General features: G+C 30.7%; 15 protein-coding genes. 9 read left to right on the forward strand and 6 right to left on the reverse strand.

Translation table 11 applies throughout. The features are described 5' to 3' along the window. Nucleotides 1-58 precede the first annotated feature (58 nt). The gene (locus AAFP94_RS08335) at nt 59-1,213 is read right to left on the reverse strand and encodes a M14 family metallopeptidase (protein WP_316662115.1); all 1,155 of its coding nucleotides are present in this window, start codon (nt 1,211-1,213) and stop codon (nt 59-61) included. A gap of 279 nt (nt 1,214-1,492) precedes the next feature. Between AAFP94_RS08335 and AAFP94_RS08340 the strand changes: the two genes are divergently transcribed. Then, nucleotides 1,493-1,846 (forward strand): helix-turn-helix domain-containing protein, encoded by a 354-nt coding sequence (locus tag AAFP94_RS08340; protein WP_316662116.1) that lies wholly within the window; start codon nt 1,493-1,495, stop codon nt 1,844-1,846. A 37-nt stretch (nt 1,847-1,883) separates the two neighbouring features. After that, nucleotides 1,884-2,252, forward strand: a complete 369-nt coding sequence (locus AAFP94_RS08345; RefSeq protein WP_316662117.1) for a DNA topoisomerase IV — start codon at nt 1,884-1,886, stop codon at nt 2,250-2,252. Here the strand turns inward: AAFP94_RS08345 and AAFP94_RS08350 are convergent. Together AAFP94_RS08350 and AAFP94_RS08355 are read right to left on the reverse strand one after the other, a co-directional pair. Beyond that, nucleotides 2,249-2,749, reverse strand: coding sequence for a hydrolase (locus AAFP94_RS08350; protein WP_316662118.1), 501 nt, complete (start codon nt 2,747-2,749; stop codon nt 2,249-2,251). The genes AAFP94_RS08345 and AAFP94_RS08350 overlap by 4 nt on opposite strands. Next, complete coding sequence (locus tag AAFP94_RS08355) at nt 2,749-3,510, reverse strand: MBL fold metallo-hydrolase (RefSeq protein ID WP_316662119.1); 762 nt, start codon at nt 3,508-3,510, stop codon at nt 2,749-2,751. The genes AAFP94_RS08350 and AAFP94_RS08355 overlap by 1 nt, the downstream gene beginning before the upstream one ends. Before the next feature lie 168 nt (nt 3,511-3,678). Between AAFP94_RS08355 and AAFP94_RS08360 the strand changes: the two genes are divergently transcribed. The 4 genes from AAFP94_RS08360 (at nt 3,679) to AAFP94_RS08375 (ending at nt 8,091) form a co-directional block, all read left to right on the forward strand. Continuing rightward, nucleotides 3,679-4,803, forward strand: coding sequence for a Re/Si-specific NAD(P)(+) transhydrogenase subunit alpha (locus AAFP94_RS08360; RefSeq protein ID WP_316662120.1), 1,125 nt, complete (start codon nt 3,679-3,681; stop codon nt 4,801-4,803). Beyond that, on the forward strand, nt 4,800-5,108 hold the full coding sequence (locus tag AAFP94_RS08365; RefSeq protein ID WP_316662121.1) for an NAD(P) transhydrogenase subunit alpha part 2: 309 nt from the start codon (nt 4,800-4,802) through the stop codon (nt 5,106-5,108). Before AAFP94_RS08360 ends, AAFP94_RS08365 begins: the two co-directional genes overlap by 4 nt. Further along, entirely contained in the window at nt 5,108-6,502 is a 1,395-nt protein-coding gene (locus AAFP94_RS08370; RefSeq protein ID WP_316662122.1) for an NAD(P)(+) transhydrogenase (Re/Si-specific) subunit beta, read from the forward strand. The genes AAFP94_RS08365 and AAFP94_RS08370 overlap by 1 nt, the downstream gene beginning before the upstream one ends. Nucleotides 6,503-6,594: 92 nt before the next feature. Continuing rightward, nucleotides 6,595-8,091, forward strand: a complete 1,497-nt coding sequence (locus AAFP94_RS08375; protein WP_316662123.1) for a TonB-dependent receptor — start codon at nt 6,595-6,597, stop codon at nt 8,089-8,091. 13 nt (nt 8,092-8,104) lie between these two features. Here AAFP94_RS08375 and bcp read toward each other — a convergent pair whose 3' ends face one another. After that, nucleotides 8,105-8,557: a thioredoxin-dependent thiol peroxidase gene (bcp, locus tag AAFP94_RS08380; RefSeq protein WP_316662124.1), complete on the reverse strand. Its 453-nt coding sequence runs from the start codon at nt 8,555-8,557 to the stop codon at nt 8,105-8,107. A gap of 34 nt (nt 8,558-8,591) precedes the next feature. Here bcp and AAFP94_RS08385 point away from each other — a divergent pair, with 34 nt between their 5' ends. Then, nucleotides 8,592-9,251 carry an endonuclease III domain-containing protein gene (locus tag AAFP94_RS08385; protein WP_316662125.1) on the forward strand — a complete coding sequence of 220 codons (660 nt, stop codon included), beginning with the start codon at nt 8,592-8,594 and terminating at the stop codon, nt 9,249-9,251. Between the two features lie 230 nt (nt 9,252-9,481). Here the strand turns inward: AAFP94_RS08385 and AAFP94_RS08390 are convergent, their stop codons facing one another. Continuing rightward, on the reverse strand, nt 9,482-10,066 hold the full coding sequence (locus AAFP94_RS08390; protein ID WP_316662126.1) for an RNA polymerase sigma factor: 585 nt from the start codon (nt 10,064-10,066) through the stop codon (nt 9,482-9,484). Between the two features lie 234 nt (nt 10,067-10,300). On the opposite strand from AAFP94_RS08390, the gene uvrA reads away from it, so the two are divergent. Then, complete coding sequence (gene uvrA / locus AAFP94_RS08395; protein ID WP_316662127.1) at nt 10,301-13,087, forward strand: excinuclease ABC subunit UvrA; 2,787 nt, start codon at nt 10,301-10,303, stop codon at nt 13,085-13,087. A gap of 5 nt (nt 13,088-13,092) precedes the next feature. On the opposite strand, the gene AAFP94_RS08400 is transcribed toward uvrA, so the two are convergent. Continuing rightward, a complete protein-coding gene (locus AAFP94_RS08400; RefSeq protein WP_316662128.1) occupies nt 13,093-14,163 on the reverse strand; it encodes a DUF3667 domain-containing protein in 1,071 nt (356 codons plus the stop codon). A 146-nt stretch (nt 14,164-14,309) separates the two neighbouring features. Here AAFP94_RS08400 and AAFP94_RS08405 point away from each other — a divergent pair, with 146 nt between their 5' ends. Then, the gene (locus AAFP94_RS08405) at nt 14,310-15,470 is read left to right on the forward strand and encodes a hypothetical protein (RefSeq protein WP_316662129.1); all 1,161 of its coding nucleotides are present in this window, start codon (nt 14,310-14,312) and stop codon (nt 15,468-15,470) included. The last annotated feature ends 47 nt before the right edge of the window (nt 15,471-15,517 follow it).

The following is a 15,517-nucleotide window of genomic DNA, read 5'->3' on the forward strand; positions in this document are numbered from 1 at the left end:
TTAAATATTAATCAAAAATAATACATTTTTATTGATAAATATCTATATTTTTTACATTTTATTTTAGTTTTAGTGAGAAATATTCACGATTTAGCAAAACGAAATCGTTTTCGTAGCCTTCAGAAATGGAATCAAAATTTACGGTTTCAACAATTGTTCCATTGGCATCTACAAACTTATGTCCATAAAAATTTTCAAGATTTGAAATTTTTTCAATTTTTGGCGTAAAATTTACTTTTCCATCAATTAATTCCTCTTTATACAATATACCTACATCAGATATTAACTTTTCATAAGGATCTATTAAAGCATTTTTTATAATAATATCAAAAAAGTTTTTTTGATTTAAAGGAATATCAAAATATAGAGAATGTTTATTTCCGTCTATTTTATTATTTGCAATATAACTTAAAGCGATTATATATGATTGAAATATAAATTCTCTAGTAATTTCTCTATCATAATCATTTGCATAATGACCAGCCTCAAACAATATAGTCGAAACTCCCAAATTTTGAAAAGTATCTCCAACACAGTTAATATTAAAGGTGTCATCATATATACCAATCTGGTTAGGAATTTGAATCTGTAGAAATCCATTCATTTCGCAAATAACTTCCATGGCAATTTTTCTATTGGTCGTAACGGTACATTCTTCGTCCTGAGAAGGAGCTAAAAATGATACAGTTGCTGATTTACTTGTATTTCCAGCGCCAAAGATTGTACGCTGACCATGTAAATTAAAGCAAAAATTAGGTTGAAATTCTTCAAAAGTTTTACGAAGAACAATACTTTCTGGTTGTGATAAATCTTGTGCGTCCCTGTTCAAATCTATCTGATTCGCATTTACTCTTGTATACGCTTTTGCACCGTCGGGATTAAGGATTGGAATTATTAAAAGAGTGCAATTCTTTACAATAGAATCTAAATCATCAACTTTATTGGCAAATGCATTTAATAAATCAAAAATAGCCTTTGTGGTAGTAGATTCATTCCCGTGCATTTGAGACCACATCAAAATTTTCCTTTTGCCTTGACCAACACGAACAGAGTAAATAGGAGCTTCGTTAACAGAATTTCCAATATGAGAAACTTGAAAATGGCCTTTTAATTTTTCTAGTAAAGGCAATATATGATCGTTACTAATATATCGGCCAAAAAGTGTTCTTTCTTTATTGTTGTTAAAGATCAGTTTTATTCGTTCTACTTGCATTAAATAAAGTTGGAATACAAATGTAAACATTTACTATTTTACATTTGTAAACATCAATTAAAGCGTTTAGTGTTCAGTTTTGTAAACAAAAGCCAGCATTTGTTAACGAAATTTAATGTGATTAATATTTTGAACTTTATATTATTGTTTTTCAGTATATTATCATTATTTATATAAAGTTTTAAGTTATTTGTACTATATAATTTTTATACTATTTTGCACTGTTTATCGTTTTAAAAAGTACTTTTGTACTTAAAATTAACTAACAGATGGTTTACAATGATAAACAATGATGCTTTTGCTAAAAGACTTCAAAAAGTTATTGACTACTATGGTGAATCGTCCTCCTCTTTTGCTGAAAAAATTGGAGTACAACGTTCAAGTATTTCTCACATACTTTCTGGCAGAAATAAACCAAGTTTAGATTTTGTTTTAAAAATTCTTTCCTCTTATCCAGAAGTTGAAATGTATTGGCTTTTAAATGGTAAAGGAGTCTTCCCTACTAATTCGGGAAAAGAAATTTCAATTCTATCAAAAACAAACAGTTCAAAAAATAGAATTGAAAAAAGTAAAGTTATTAATAGAATAGTGATTTTTTATTCTGATGGAAGCTTCGAGGATTTCGAAAAATAAGCTATTACTTTAGTAGATTTGCCTAAAATTAAAGTAAATGAAATATTTATTGCTATTATTGGTTTTGATTAGTTTTTCAGGCTGTTATCAAGTAGAGCGTAATTGTAATCTTTACAAAAATGGAAGTTTTTATAGTGAAATTGTCATTGATGGTATTACTTACACTTCCAGATTTAAACGCACTGATAATCTGCAAGTAGAGGTTTTTGAAGATAAAATAGATTCCTCCAATGTAAGATGGATTAACGATTGTGAGATGATTTTTAAAACAATTAATCCGAAAAATAGGATTGAAAAAAAAGATGTTCACTTGAAAATACTAACTACAACAGATTCGTCATACACATTTGAGTATTCATATGTTGGAGAATCTAAAAAACAGAAGGGTATTGCTTATACAAATTAATAAAGTGGATATAGAAAAGACTCAACTACCCTAAATTTCAATTCTCTTTTTTCTGTAATTTGATAGGTTATAAACATTTCTCCCCAAAATTGTCCGTCGGAAAAATCGGCTATTATCCATTTATGATTTAATAGTTTTACAGTGTTAATAAGCATTTTGCCACCATCTTCGGAACTATATGGAATCAAAGGATGTTCACCTTTTGAAATATTAAGCTGATATAACTCATCTTTTATGAAAGGAATCAACTCATCAACATTATAACCATCTCTTTCAAAATATGAGATAGCGTCTTCATTTCTATCAAGGTTAAAATGCGATAATTCTAAAATATCATCTTCTAGAGTTGTGACAGAGTCTTTGAGTTTTTCTATTTCATTTTTTAAAGATTCCGTTTGTTTTATACTTTCTTCGTGAATTCCTTTAAAATTAACATACTGAAATAAAATTAACAGCACAGAAAAAATAAACAAATACATAAAAATTTTATTCTTCATTATATCGTAATTTGTAAGTTATCGTAGGCTAAAAAGACATTTCTTGGTAAAGTTGATTGCACTTCTTTGTGAAACCCAAGTAGATGGCTAATATGGGTGAGATAGGTGGTTTCAGGATTTACTTTATTTACAAACTCCAAAGCCTCCTTTAAATTAAAATGAGATTCATGGGGTTCATGCCTTAAAGCATTAATAACTAGAACTTTTACTCCTTTAATTTTTTCTATCTCATTGTCTACGACCGTTTTCATATCAGTTAAATATGCAAAATCATTAAACTTAAACCCGTAAACAGAAAGTTGATTATGAAATCCTTTTATTGGTATAATATCTATATTCCCTAATGTAAATGACTTATTGTTTATTTTGTTTTGTTTCACACTTGGAGCACCAGGATATTTATTTTTCTCTGTAAAAATATAGCCAAAACGCCTTTTTAAAGATTTTAAGACACGTTTTTTTGCATATATTGGAATATTACCTTGTCTGTAGAAAAACGGTCTAATATCGTCTAAACCAGCGGTATGATCCGCATGTTCATGTGTAAATAAAATGCCATCAATTTTTTTGCAATTTGCATTGAGCATTTGCTGTCTAAAATCTGGACCGCAATCAACAACATAGGAATAGTTATCCCATTCTACAAGTACAGATACTCTTAATCTTTTATCCTTTATATCATCGCTTAAACAAACAGGGTGCGTACTACCAATTACTGGAATTCCTTGTGATGTTCCTGTTCCGAGAAATGTGATTTTCATAGATTTCTAACCAAAAGAGCTTTAAATGTTACGAATATTATAAAAATACTTTAATTTCATAGAACATTTTTTTAAAATGTTCTATGATTAAACTATTAAGATGATAAAAATCAGATTTTATAGTTTATTTTAATTTTAAATTTACAGATAACATAAATAAAATATAAAATGAACATAGGGGTTTTAAAAGAAACACAAAAAGGTGAAAGACGTGTTTCTATTACGCCAAAGATAGCTGAACAACTTAAAAATAAGGGTTTTGAGGTTTTTATCGAAGAAGATTCTGGTATAAAGTCATCATATAAAAACTCTGATTATAGTAAATCTGGAGCGCAAATTAGAACTAAAGAAGACATTTTTAAAAACGCTGATGTATTGATTAAAATTAATCCTTTTGATAATAGTGAAATTGATCTTCTAAAAAAGGGACAGATTATTATAGCTCAACTATTCCATAAATCACATCCAAAAGAAATGCAACATATTTCTCAAGTTGGAGCAACAGCATTCTCAATGGATGCTATGCCAAGAATATCAAGAGCACAAGATATGGACGTGTTAAGCTCTCAAAGTAATTTGGCTGGTTATAAGGCTGTTATTTTAGGAGCCTATGAGATGACGAAAATATTTCCTTTAATGATGACTGCTGCCGGAACCATTACGCCATCTAGAGTATTAATTTATGGTGTTGGAGTAGCTGGTTTACAAGCTATTGCTACAGCCAAAAGATTAGGAGCAATTGTCGAGGCCACAGATATTAGATTAGAGACCAAAGAACAAACAGAGTCGCTTGGTGCAAAATTTATTACTGTAAACAATGAGGATGAAGGAGAAGATATGAATAGTGTTTATGCAAAAGTAGCTTCAGAAGATTATGCACGTCGCCAGCAAAAAGCTGTTAACAAATCATTATTCCAAGCCGATTTGGTTATCACAACAGCAATGGTCCCTGGAAGAAGATCGCCTGTATTAATTAAAGAAGATCAGGTAAAACAAATGAAAAATGGTGCTGTAATCATCGATTTAGCTGCAGCTCAAGGGGGAAATTGTGAGCTAAGCGAATTTAATAAAACAGTTGTAAAACATGGTGTAAAAATTATTGGAACAACGATTGCGCCAGAGAGTGTATCTACAAATGCAAGCGATCTATATGCAAAGAATATGTATAATTATTTGATTCATTTAACCGATGATAATCAATTTAAATGGGATTTAAAAGATGAAATTACTGATGAAACCTTAATAGTATTTAACGGAGAGATTAGACAAAACGGAAAAACAGAAGAAATATGACAGAATTTATAGAATTTATAAGTAGCAATCTTCAAATGATTTATATCGTAATCTTGATGATTTTTGTGGGTGTAGAAGTAATTGGTCATGTGCCAGCAGTATTGCATACTCCTTTAATGTCAGGGGCAAATGCAATACATGGGGTTGTTATAATTGGTGCAATATTAGTTATGCTAGGTGCTGACATTGATAATATACTAGCTCAAGCATTAGGTTTTGTAGCTGTTTTACTTGGTACATTAAATGTGGTTGGAGGATTTGTAGTAACCGACCGCATGTTAGAAATGTTTAAAAAGAAAAAATAATGGAATACATTTTCAGTTTAGAGTTTATATATATAGTAGCATCTATAACCTATATTTTAGGTTTAAAGATGTTAGGTCATCCAGAAACTGCAAGAAGAGGTAATTTAATTGCTGCTGCAGGAATGACTTTAGCAATTTTTGGCACATTATTTTTATATCAAGGTGAAGTATCTGATCAAATATATATCTTAATTGGTATTGCTATTTTTATCGGTACAATTATAGGCTGGGCTGTTGCTAAAAAAGTAGACATGACCAAAATGCCAGAATTAGTTTCTATGTTTAACGGTATGGGCGGAGCCAGCGCTGCGTTAATTGGTCTAATTGAATATCACCATTATACAGGAGATACATTGTCAATATTCACAATCATTGCAGGAATGATTATTGGTAGTGTGTCATTTTCAGGAAGTATGATTGCTTGGGCAAAGCTTAACGGGACTCTAAATAAACCACTCCGATTACCTAAATACAATATTCTAAACAATGTGTTCTTATTGACAATGCTAGCCTTCGGTGCTTTTATGATTATAAATGACAGCGATAGCCAATTATACTTGTATATACTATTCCTTGCTGCTTTGGTTTATGGTGTTTTATTTGTTTTACCTATTGGTGGCGCAGATATGCCAGTTGTCATATCTCTGCTAAATTCTTTTACTGGTTTAGCTGCTGCTTTTGCTGGATTTTTATATGGAAACATGGTCATGCTTACTGGAGGTATTTTAGTGGGATCCGCTGGAACAATATTAACACTTGCAATGTGTAAAGCAATGAACAGGCCATTGTCCAATGTCATATTTGGTGCTTTTGGAGAAGGCAATATTTCAACTGTTTCTCAAGAAGGTAATAAAATTATGGGAGTTATTAAAGAAGCTTCTCCAAGTGACGTCGCTATTTTAATGAATTATTCTCAAAATGTCATTATAGTTCCAGGATACGGTCTGGCAGTTGCTCAAGCACAACATGTCATTCATGAACTAGAACAGCTATTAGAAAGCAAAGGTATAGAAGTTAAATATGCTATTCATCCAGTCGCAGGAAGAATGCCAGGTCATATGAATGTCTTATTGGCTGAAACAAATGTAGAATATGATAAGCTAGTTGAAATGGAAAATATTAACTCCGAATTTCCTAATACAGATGTCGTATTTGTAGTTGGTGCTAATGATGTGGTTAATCCTGCAGCACATAATGATCCGTCAAGTCCAATTTATGGAATGCCTATTTTAGATGTAGAAAATGCCAAGCATATTATTGTAAACAAACGCAGTATGAAACCAGGTTATGCTGGTATTGAAAACGAACTGTTTTATAACTCTAAAACTTCAATGCTTTTCGGAGATGCCAAAGCTTCAATACAAGCTATTATTGCTGAAATAAAAGAAATGTAAACTTTTCGTTTTAAAAAACATTATACACTCTTTAGCTTAATTTTTAATTTAAAAGATCTTTTTTTTCTATTTTTGTTCCAACAAAAACGGATATGGCTATTACTAAAAGAAATGATAATGAAATTACTATAAAAGGTGATAAAAAAATTGATGATATCCCTTCACTAAAAACCAAAGCGCTTAAGATAAATCTTAACGATAATATCTATGGCACATTTGCCGAAATTGGTGCTGGTCAGGAAACTGTTCGGCATTTTTTTAGAGCTGGTGGTGGCTCTGGAACAATTGCAAAAGCCATGTCAGCCTATGATAAAGACTTTAGTGACGCTATTTATGGCATTGAAGATGATAAGCGTTATGTTACTGAATCTCGGTTAAGAAAAATGTTAAATCACGAGGTAAACCTTATTGAAGAACGCATTACTAGAGATAAGCACCCCAATAAAATTTTCTTTGCTTTTGCTAATACAGTTGCAACAATTGATTTTGCAAAACAATTTAAAGGTCACGGTTGGGTAGGTATAAAATATCAAATTGAGGCCAATCAGGAATATAATGATATTGTATTGCATGTTCGTTTTAAAGAAACCGATGCGCGTTTGCAACAAGAAACATTAGGTATTTTAGGAACTAATTTAATTTATGGTGCATTTTATAAGTACAATGAGCCAAAAAAATTATTACGATACTTATATGATCATTTACATAAAGACCAATTAGAAATTGATACTGTTAACTTTTCTGGTCCTATTTTTAAAGATGTAGATAATAGATTAATGAGTTTACAATTGGTTAAAAATGGTATGACCGATGCTGTAATGTTTGATCCAGACGGCAATAATGTTCTGCCTGCAAGTGCTTTGTACAAAAAAAATATTTTAGCACTTCGCGGAAGTTTTAGACCAGTAACCAAGGTAAATATGGATATGTATGAAAAATCATATAAAATGTTTATTAGCGAAAACAAGGTTGATGAAGAAAATACCCAGGTTCTCTTCGAAATTACATTATCTAATTTACGTGCCGAAGGTGAAATTGATGAACAAGACTTCATGGATAGAGCTGATTTATTATGTTCTTTAGGTCAAACGGTATTAATTTCAAATTTTAGAGAATATTATAAACTCGTTGAATACTTTTCGCTTTATAGTAAAAACAGAATGGGACTTGTAATGGGTGTCAACAATTTAGTAGATGTATTTGACGAAAAATATTATCGCCATTTGAGTGGTGGAATATTAGAAGCGTTTGGTAAGTTGTTTTTTAAAGATTTAAAAGTGTATCTCTATCCTATGATTGATACAGAAACTGGTGAATTAGTTACAAGTGAAAATATCAAAGTACATCCAAGGATGAAAGAATTGTACAAGTTCTTTAAATATAATGGTAAAGTAATTGATGTTAAAGATTATGATGCTAGTGTTTTAAATATATTTTCTCGTGAGATTTTTCAATTAATCGCTGATGGTAAAGCAGGATGGAAAGACATGCTTCCAGAAGGTATTGCAGATATAATAAAAGACTACCGTATGTTTGGTTACACAAGAAAGCCAATGATTTTAAACAAAAAAATAAGACATAAAAGATAATTCGATCTTTATATTATTCCAATACTTGTAAGGCGTGTTCTTTAGATTTCACTTTATTTATAATTTTTGTAATCACACCTAGTTCGTCAATTACAAAAGTTATACGATGTATTCCATCAAAAGTACGGCCCATAAATTTTTTAGGTCCCCAAACTTCAAAAGCATTAATCATGGTTTTATCAACATCAGCAATCAAAGGGTATTGAAAATTATACTTCTTTTTAAAATTATTTTGTCTTTTTTGAGTATCTGCACTTACTCCTAAAATCTCATACCCATAATCTTTCAATATTTTATAATTGTCTCTTAAATTACAAGCCTCTGTAGTACAGGTAGGCGTATTGGCTTTTGGGTAGAAAAAAACAACTAATTTTTTTCCTTTATAATCTGACAACGAAACAACATTTCCTTGTTCATCTTTAGCTTTAAAATCTGGAGCCTTATCTCCTACTTTTAATGTGGTCATATTTCTTAACTTTGCCAATGCAAATGTACAATAAATGACCAAACAAGAAAAAGTAAATTTTGTTATAGAAACACTTAACAAACTCTACCCTGAAATACCTATCCCATTAGATCATAAAGACCCATACACTTTGCTAATTGCAGTGCTTTTATCGGCACAAAGTACTGATGTGAGAGTTAATCAAATAACTCCAATTCTTTTTAAAAAAGCAGATAACCCTTATGATATGGTCAAATTAACTATTGAAGAAATTAGAGAAATTATTAAACCTGTTGGACTTTCTCCAATGAAAAGCAAAGGTATTCACGGATTATCTGAAATTTTAATAGAAAAGTATGATGGTAAAGTCCCACAAAGTTTTGAAGCATTGGAAGCATTGCCTGCTGTAGGGCATAAAACTGCAAGTGTTGTCATGTCTCAAGCATTTGACATTCCTGCTTTTCCTGTAGATACTCATATCCATAGATTAATGTATCGTTGGGGATTGAGCAATGGTAAAAATGTTGTACAAACTGAAAAAGATGCAAAGCGGTTGTTCCCTAAATCCCTTTGGAATGACTTACACTTGCAAATAATTTGGTATGGGCGAGAGTATTCTCCTGCTAGAGGATGGAATCTTGATAAAGATATTATTACAAAAACAATTGGAAGACGATCTGTAATAAAATATTACTATAAAATAAAAAAGTCCTGACGACTAACTATCAGGACTTTTCAAAGTTTAGTTGAGAAGTGCTTCAAACTTCATCTTATTACAATTTATAACACTTAAAGCCTTAGAATAATTCAGAAGAAATTTAACCGTTTCTTCTCTCGGTTGTACGTTGTTCAAATGTTTAATAGAACGTTCAGAGTAAAGTTTTGCCATTACGTTAATTTTGTAGTTAATTACATTCTTAACGCAAGAAAAATTACTTTATTGTATTAATTGGTTAAAATAATATTATGTTTTTCAATTATTTTTCTCATATTGATTAATGCATAACGCATTCGCCCAAGGGCAGTATTGATACTTACACCTGTTTTATCTGAAATTTCTTTAAAACTCATATCATTGTACATACGCATTAAAAGAACCTGCTTTTGATCTTCAGGAAGTTCTTCTATAAGTCTTCTTACATCATTTTCCAACTGGTCTTTAATAATCTGTTTTTCAGCATTTAAAGCGTTATCGCTTAAAACAGAAAAAATACTAAATTCACCACTGTTATCAAACTTTGGCATTCTATTATTTCTTCTAAAATGATCTATAATCAGATTATGAGAAATTCGCATAATCCAAGGCAGAAACTTACCTTCTTCGTTGTAAGCACCTCTTTTTAAAGTTCTAATAACTTTTATAAAAGTATCTTGAAAAATATCTTCCGCTATATCTTTGTCATACACTTTAGAGTAGATAAAACTATAAACACGTTGTTTATGCCTGTTAATAAGAGTCTCTAGAGCATTTTCATCTCCATTAATATAGCTACTTACAAGAATAGCATCTGAAATAACTTGGTTTTGCATAATCATTACTTTTAATCAAAGAAGCAGTCTTCTTTACTTGGGGTTAAAATTTAAAAAGTAATATTATGCTATAGGCAAATATAATTTTGTTTTGATTTGAATACCAAATATAACAACAATCGTTCCTAAAAAACAAAAATTTGGACAACTTTTTAACAATTCGTTAAGATGCAATCTATTTTTTAAGCTGAAATAGATATAGTATCTTTGCAAGATTATTCCTCGAAAAGTCTTATGAACACTAACATTTTAGAAGTTAATCCAAAAGAAAACATCATCATTAAAGGTGCAAAATTGCATAATTTAAAAAATGTTAATGTTGTTATTCCTAGAAATAAATTAGTGGTAATCACAGGATTATCTGGTTCGGGAAAGTCTAGTTTAGCATTTGACACTTTGTATGCAGAAGGCCAAAGAAGATATGTAGAAAGTCTCTCAAGTTATGCCAGACAGTTTTTAGGAAGGCTTAATAAGCCAAAAGTAGACTATATTAAAGGTATTGCTCCTGCAATTGCAATTGAGCAAAAAGTAAACTCTACAAATCCAAGATCTACAGTAGGTACAACAACAGAAATTTATGATTATTTAAAGTTATTATTTGCAAGAATTGGTAAAACCTATTCTCCAAAATCTGGAAAATTAGTAAGTAAAGATACAATTACCGATATTTTAAATTATATCAAGACATTTCCAGAGAACGAAAAATTATTACTATTAGCTCCTATTCACTTGGAAAAAGGTCGTCAAATGGACGATAAGCTAAAAACATTAAAACAACAAGGCTATTCCAGAATAAAAATAAATGAAGACGTTTTAAGAATTGAAGAAGCTGAATCATATGAAAAATCTATAAAAACTATCTTTTTGGTTGTAGATAGAATTATAACCAAAAATGATGAAGATTTTTTCAATCGTTTAAGTGATGCCATTGAAACAGCTTTTTTTGAAGGTAAAAATGAATGCATCATAGAATCATTAAACAATAATGAACAACACTATTTCAGTAATAAATTTGAGCTTGACGGAATTTCTTTTTTAGAACCAAATATTCATCTGTTTAGTTTTAACAATCCTTATGGTGCATGTCCAAAATGTGAAGGCTATGGCGACATCATTGGAATTGATGAGGATTTGGTTATACCAAATACTGGGCTATCAGTTTATGAAAATGCTATATTCCCATGGCGTGGCGAAAGCATGAGTTGGTATCGAGACCAGCTGGTTAATAACTCCCATCATTTCAATTTTCCCGTACACAAACCTTATCATCAGCTTACTGATGAGCAAAAACAACTTATTTGGGATGGCAACAAGTATTTTGAAGGATTAAATTCTTTTTTTACCGAACTTGAATCAAAAGCCTATAAAATTCAGAATAGAGTTATGTTATCTCGATATCGAGGAAAAACAAAGTGCAAGCTTTGTCATGGTAAAAGATTAAGAGAAGAAGCAAACTTTGTAAAAATTGGTGGTTTGTCAATTACAGATTTAGTTGAAAAGCCTCTAAACAAACTCTCACAATTTTTTGAGGAATTAGAATTAAATGATTATGATACAAAAATTGCCAAAAGACTTTTAAAGGAAATAAATGATAGATTATCCTTTCTCTCAAATGTAGGTTTAGATTATTTAACATTAAATAGAAGATCAAACACACTTTCCGGAGGTGAAAGCCAAAGAATAAATCTGGCAACATCTTTAGGTAGTAGTCTTGTAGGCTCAATGTATATTTTAGATGAGCCAAGCATAGGACTTCATCCTAAAGACACCCAACGCCTTATATCTGTTTTAAAATCATTAAGAGATTTAGGAAATACTGTTATTGTTGTTGAACATGACGAAGACATTATTCAAGCTGCTGATGAAATTATTGATATTGGTCCAGAGGCAGGAACCTTTGGAGGTAATATTGTTGCTAGTGGCAGCTATACAGATATTTTGGTATCAGATTCTTTGACTGCCAAATATTTAAACGGACAATTAAAAATTGAAGTCCCCCAAGAACGCAGGAAATCTAAATATCACTTAGAGGTTATTGGAGCACGTGAAAATAACCTTAAAAACATTGATGTATGTTTTCCTTTAGAAATGCTCACTGTAATTACTGGCGTTTCAGGAAGTGGAAAAAGTACTCTCGTAAAAAAAATATTATTTCCTGCTTTACAAAAGCATATTACAGATTTTAGTGATAAAGCGGGACAATTTACAGAGTTAAGAGGAAATTTTAATAATTTAAAGCATGTTGAGTTTATAGATCAAAATCCAATAGGCCGCTCTTCACGATCAAATCCTGTAACATATATCAAAGCCTATGATGACATCAGGGCTTTGCTCTCACATCAGAAATTAAGCAAGATCAGAAACTATCAAGCTAAACATTTTAGCTTTAATGTAGATGGTGGTCGTTGTGAAACTTGTAAAGGCGAAGGTGAAGTGACTATTGAAATGCAGTTTATGGCAGATGTCCATTTAACTTGTGAGGCATGTAATGGTAAACGGTTTAAGAAAGAAGTGCTCGAAGTTACTTTTCAAGAAAAATCTATTGATGATGTATTAAATTTAACTGTTGATGAAGCGATTGAGTTTTTCGTAAAACATAGGCAAACAAAAATTCAAAATAAGTTGCAACCATTACAAGATGTTGGATTGGGTTATGTTGCTTTAGGGCAGAGTTCTTCTACGCTTTCCGGTGGTGAAGCACAACGTATTAAATTGGCTTCCTTTTTAGGCAAGGGTTCAAAAAGTAATAATGCATTATTTATTTTCGATGAACCAACAACTGGATTACATTTTCATGATATAAAAAAATTGCTCAAATCCTTTCAATCATTAATTAATATTGGGCATTCTATAATTGTTATTGAGCATAATCTAGAACTTATCAAATGTGCAGATTATATAATCGATTTAGGGCCTGAAGGTGGTGAAAATGGTGGCTATCTTGTTGCAGAAGGAACACCTGAAGAACTTATAATAAATAAGAAATCTGTTACTGGAACTTTTTTAAAAGGGAAACTTTAAAGTTTTTAATAAAATAAAAAAGAGCCCATTACTACCAAGAACGCAGCTATTGGAATGACAATAATCACGTAAATAAAAGATGTTATGCTAGTTTTTATAAAACTAATTATATATCCTTGCTGGTAAAAATGTCGAATTGCTAGAAACAAATAGAAAAAAGTAGACAAAAAGACCAACCATTTAATCCAACCTGGAATTTCAAAAATTAGTTCTGCAAGTAATATGATGCTAAAAGTTGTAAAAAGGAATGAAAAAAAATAGAAACTGAATACTAGATGATGAGCAAAACTTCCTCGCCTATAAAAGAACAACTTTAAAATTAATGCGAATATTGGTAAAAGTACAAACAATGATATTGGTATACTATCATAAAAAGCTTGTAATATTCCTTTTCCACTTTGTTCTTGGAATTTAAGCAATTGCCTATAAAAACGTCTTTTCAAAAATCCTGCGTCGTCTGGCATTCCCATGGCCTTCAACTTTTCAGATTCTGGCGCTCCAACAGCAATTAAAGAATCTACCTTGTTTTTATCATAATCAAATGTCATTGATGTAATATTTTTTGGCTGTGTACTTTCTTTTAAAATAGAATCCAGTTGTTCAAACTCTTCATCCTTCAAACCTGTTATTACTCCATCATCCTTTAAAGATTCAGCTATTTTCCTAATTTCTATTGAGTCTGTTACACGTTTGGGAACAGAGTCAAATTCTAAAATTGCATCGCTCTTAAATCCCTTTTCTAGAACTTCATCAAATTTTTTTACCGAATCTCTTGAATAAATCGCAAACAAAAAGAAAAATATAACCGAAATGAACAAGTACATTTGCGCAGGATGTAGATACAATAATCGTTTACCTTGAATAAACCGTTTGGCAAGAATTCCGGGCTTAAACATTAAAGGAATAAAACTCTTAAAAAATCTAGCATCAAAAGAAAAATAATTACTTATCGTGTTGTAAAATAAAACACCAATGGTAAGCTCATCCTTGGTCTTTTGCCCGCAGTGAGGACAAAATTCAAAGTTCTCATTAAGTTCTTTCTCACAGTTTTTACAAATGGTAATGTTAGTCTCCATTAAATATTGGTTAGCACTATAAAAGTAATAAAAAACAAATTAAATTAAATACTTGATTATCAATAATTAAGTTGATATCAAATTATCAAAAAAAGTTTTGGCACGCTGTTTGGTATTATAATATTGAACTTTTAAAACTTTATATTATGAAACGAATTACATTACTAATTGCTTGCTTATTCATAGTAGCAATTTCGGCAAATGCAACTACTACCAATGTCAATACAGTTATAAACACAACTTTTATAAAAGGCTATGACAACTCATTTATCTTTATGGAAGGTGGTGTTGAATTTTCTGTTTTCCCAGATGGTCAATTCGATTTCTACATGCCAAGATATGGTTCGAACGTAAATGTATCTGTTGGTTCACCTCGCTTAAATGTGAGTTTTAATTCTGGTTATGATTTTAATGCTTATGTGCAATATGATGAATTTGGTGCGATAATTCAAATTGAAAATGTCCCTATCTATTATGATTACTATGGTAGAATTGTAAGAGCAGGTAATGTGAGGATAAACTATAATAACTATGGTTATGTTTCTCGAGTAGGTGGTTTATATGTTCACTATAACAGATATAATGTTTTCTCACACTATACAGGATACATTAATGTTTATAACAGATATTATACTTACAGACCATGGCATAGCTATTATAGAGTGCCAGCTTATGATTATTGTGTTGTTTATAATAGGCCGTATAGACAGTATTATAAGCCCGTTAGATATAAATATACTAGACCATACACTAACAATTATAGATATAGAACTTCAGTTGCAAGTAGAAGAGGTGAAGCAGTTGTTAGAAACAGAAACTATGCTTCTGCTTACAGAAATAACAATTCGAGCAGAAGAACTGCCAATGTTAATAATTCTTTAAGAAGAGACAATAACAGACAAATAGTTTCAAGTAGTAATACAAGAAGAAATAATACTAAAAGCATAAATAGCTCCGTTAGAAGAGATAATAGCAGACAAGATATAAGAAGAAATAATTCAACTCAAAGAGTTAATACGAATGCTAATATAAAAAGAAGCAAACAAAACGTAAATATTGTAAATAATTCTAAAAGGAATGTTAGCAAAAATCAGGTAGTTAACAAAAGAACGACAAACAGCAAACGTGTAGTTAATAATCCAAAACCATCTAGTGTTCGTAAATATGATAAGAAGATCCCAAAAAATTCGCCACAAGTATCAAAGCGAACTAAACAAATAAAACAGAGAGCTCAACCTCAAAGGAGTAATAGCTCAAAAAATAATAAAAGTAGATCTAAATCAAGATCGAGCCAAAAAAGGCAATAACTTTTTGGTTGGTTAGTTGGAAAGTCCTGTGAAATAGTTTGCCTCAA

It is taken from the genome of Gilvirhabdus luticola, from assembly GCF_040117515.1.
In the GTDB taxonomy this organism is placed as follows: domain Bacteria; phylum Bacteroidota; class Bacteroidia; order Flavobacteriales; family Flavobacteriaceae; genus Gilvirhabdus; species Gilvirhabdus luticola.

What these genes read in the sequence shown, in the direction of transcription:
- AAFP94_RS08335 (WP_316662115.1), bottom strand. Translation starts at nt 1,213, where the DNA reads ATGCAAGTAGAACGAATAAAACTGATCTTTAACAACAATAAAGAAAGA.
- AAFP94_RS08340 (WP_316662116.1), top strand. Translation starts at nt 1,493, where the DNA reads ATGATAAACAATGATGCTTTTGCTAAAAGACTTCAAAAAGTTATTGAC.
- AAFP94_RS08345 (WP_316662117.1), top strand. Translation starts at nt 1,884, where the DNA reads ATGAAATATTTATTGCTATTATTGGTTTTGATTAGTTTTTCAGGCTGT.
- AAFP94_RS08350 (WP_316662118.1), bottom strand. Translation starts at nt 2,749, where the DNA reads ATGAAGAATAAAATTTTTATGTATTTGTTTATTTTTTCTGTGCTGTTA.
- AAFP94_RS08355 (WP_316662119.1), bottom strand. Translation starts at nt 3,510, where the DNA reads ATGAAAATCACATTTCTCGGAACAGGAACATCACAAGGAATTCCAGTA.
- AAFP94_RS08360 (WP_316662120.1), top strand. Translation starts at nt 3,679, where the DNA reads ATGAACATAGGGGTTTTAAAAGAAACACAAAAAGGTGAAAGACGTGTT.
- AAFP94_RS08365 (WP_316662121.1), top strand. Translation starts at nt 4,800, where the DNA reads ATGACAGAATTTATAGAATTTATAAGTAGCAATCTTCAAATGATTTAT.
- AAFP94_RS08370 (WP_316662122.1), top strand. Translation starts at nt 5,108, where the DNA reads ATGGAATACATTTTCAGTTTAGAGTTTATATATATAGTAGCATCTATA.
- AAFP94_RS08375 (WP_316662123.1), top strand. Translation starts at nt 6,595, where the DNA reads ATGGCTATTACTAAAAGAAATGATAATGAAATTACTATAAAAGGTGAT.
- bcp (WP_316662124.1), bottom strand. Translation starts at nt 8,557, where the DNA reads ATGACCACATTAAAAGTAGGAGATAAGGCTCCAGATTTTAAAGCTAAA.
- AAFP94_RS08385 (WP_316662125.1), top strand. Translation starts at nt 8,592, where the DNA reads ATGACCAAACAAGAAAAAGTAAATTTTGTTATAGAAACACTTAACAAA.
- AAFP94_RS08390 (WP_316662126.1), bottom strand. Translation starts at nt 10,066, where the DNA reads ATGCAAAACCAAGTTATTTCAGATGCTATTCTTGTAAGTAGCTATATT.
- uvrA (WP_316662127.1), top strand. Translation starts at nt 10,301, where the DNA reads ATGAACACTAACATTTTAGAAGTTAATCCAAAAGAAAACATCATCATT.
- AAFP94_RS08400 (WP_316662128.1), bottom strand. Translation starts at nt 14,163, where the DNA reads ATGGAGACTAACATTACCATTTGTAAAAACTGTGAGAAAGAACTTAAT.
- AAFP94_RS08405 (WP_316662129.1), top strand. Translation starts at nt 14,310, where the DNA reads ATGAAACGAATTACATTACTAATTGCTTGCTTATTCATAGTAGCAATT.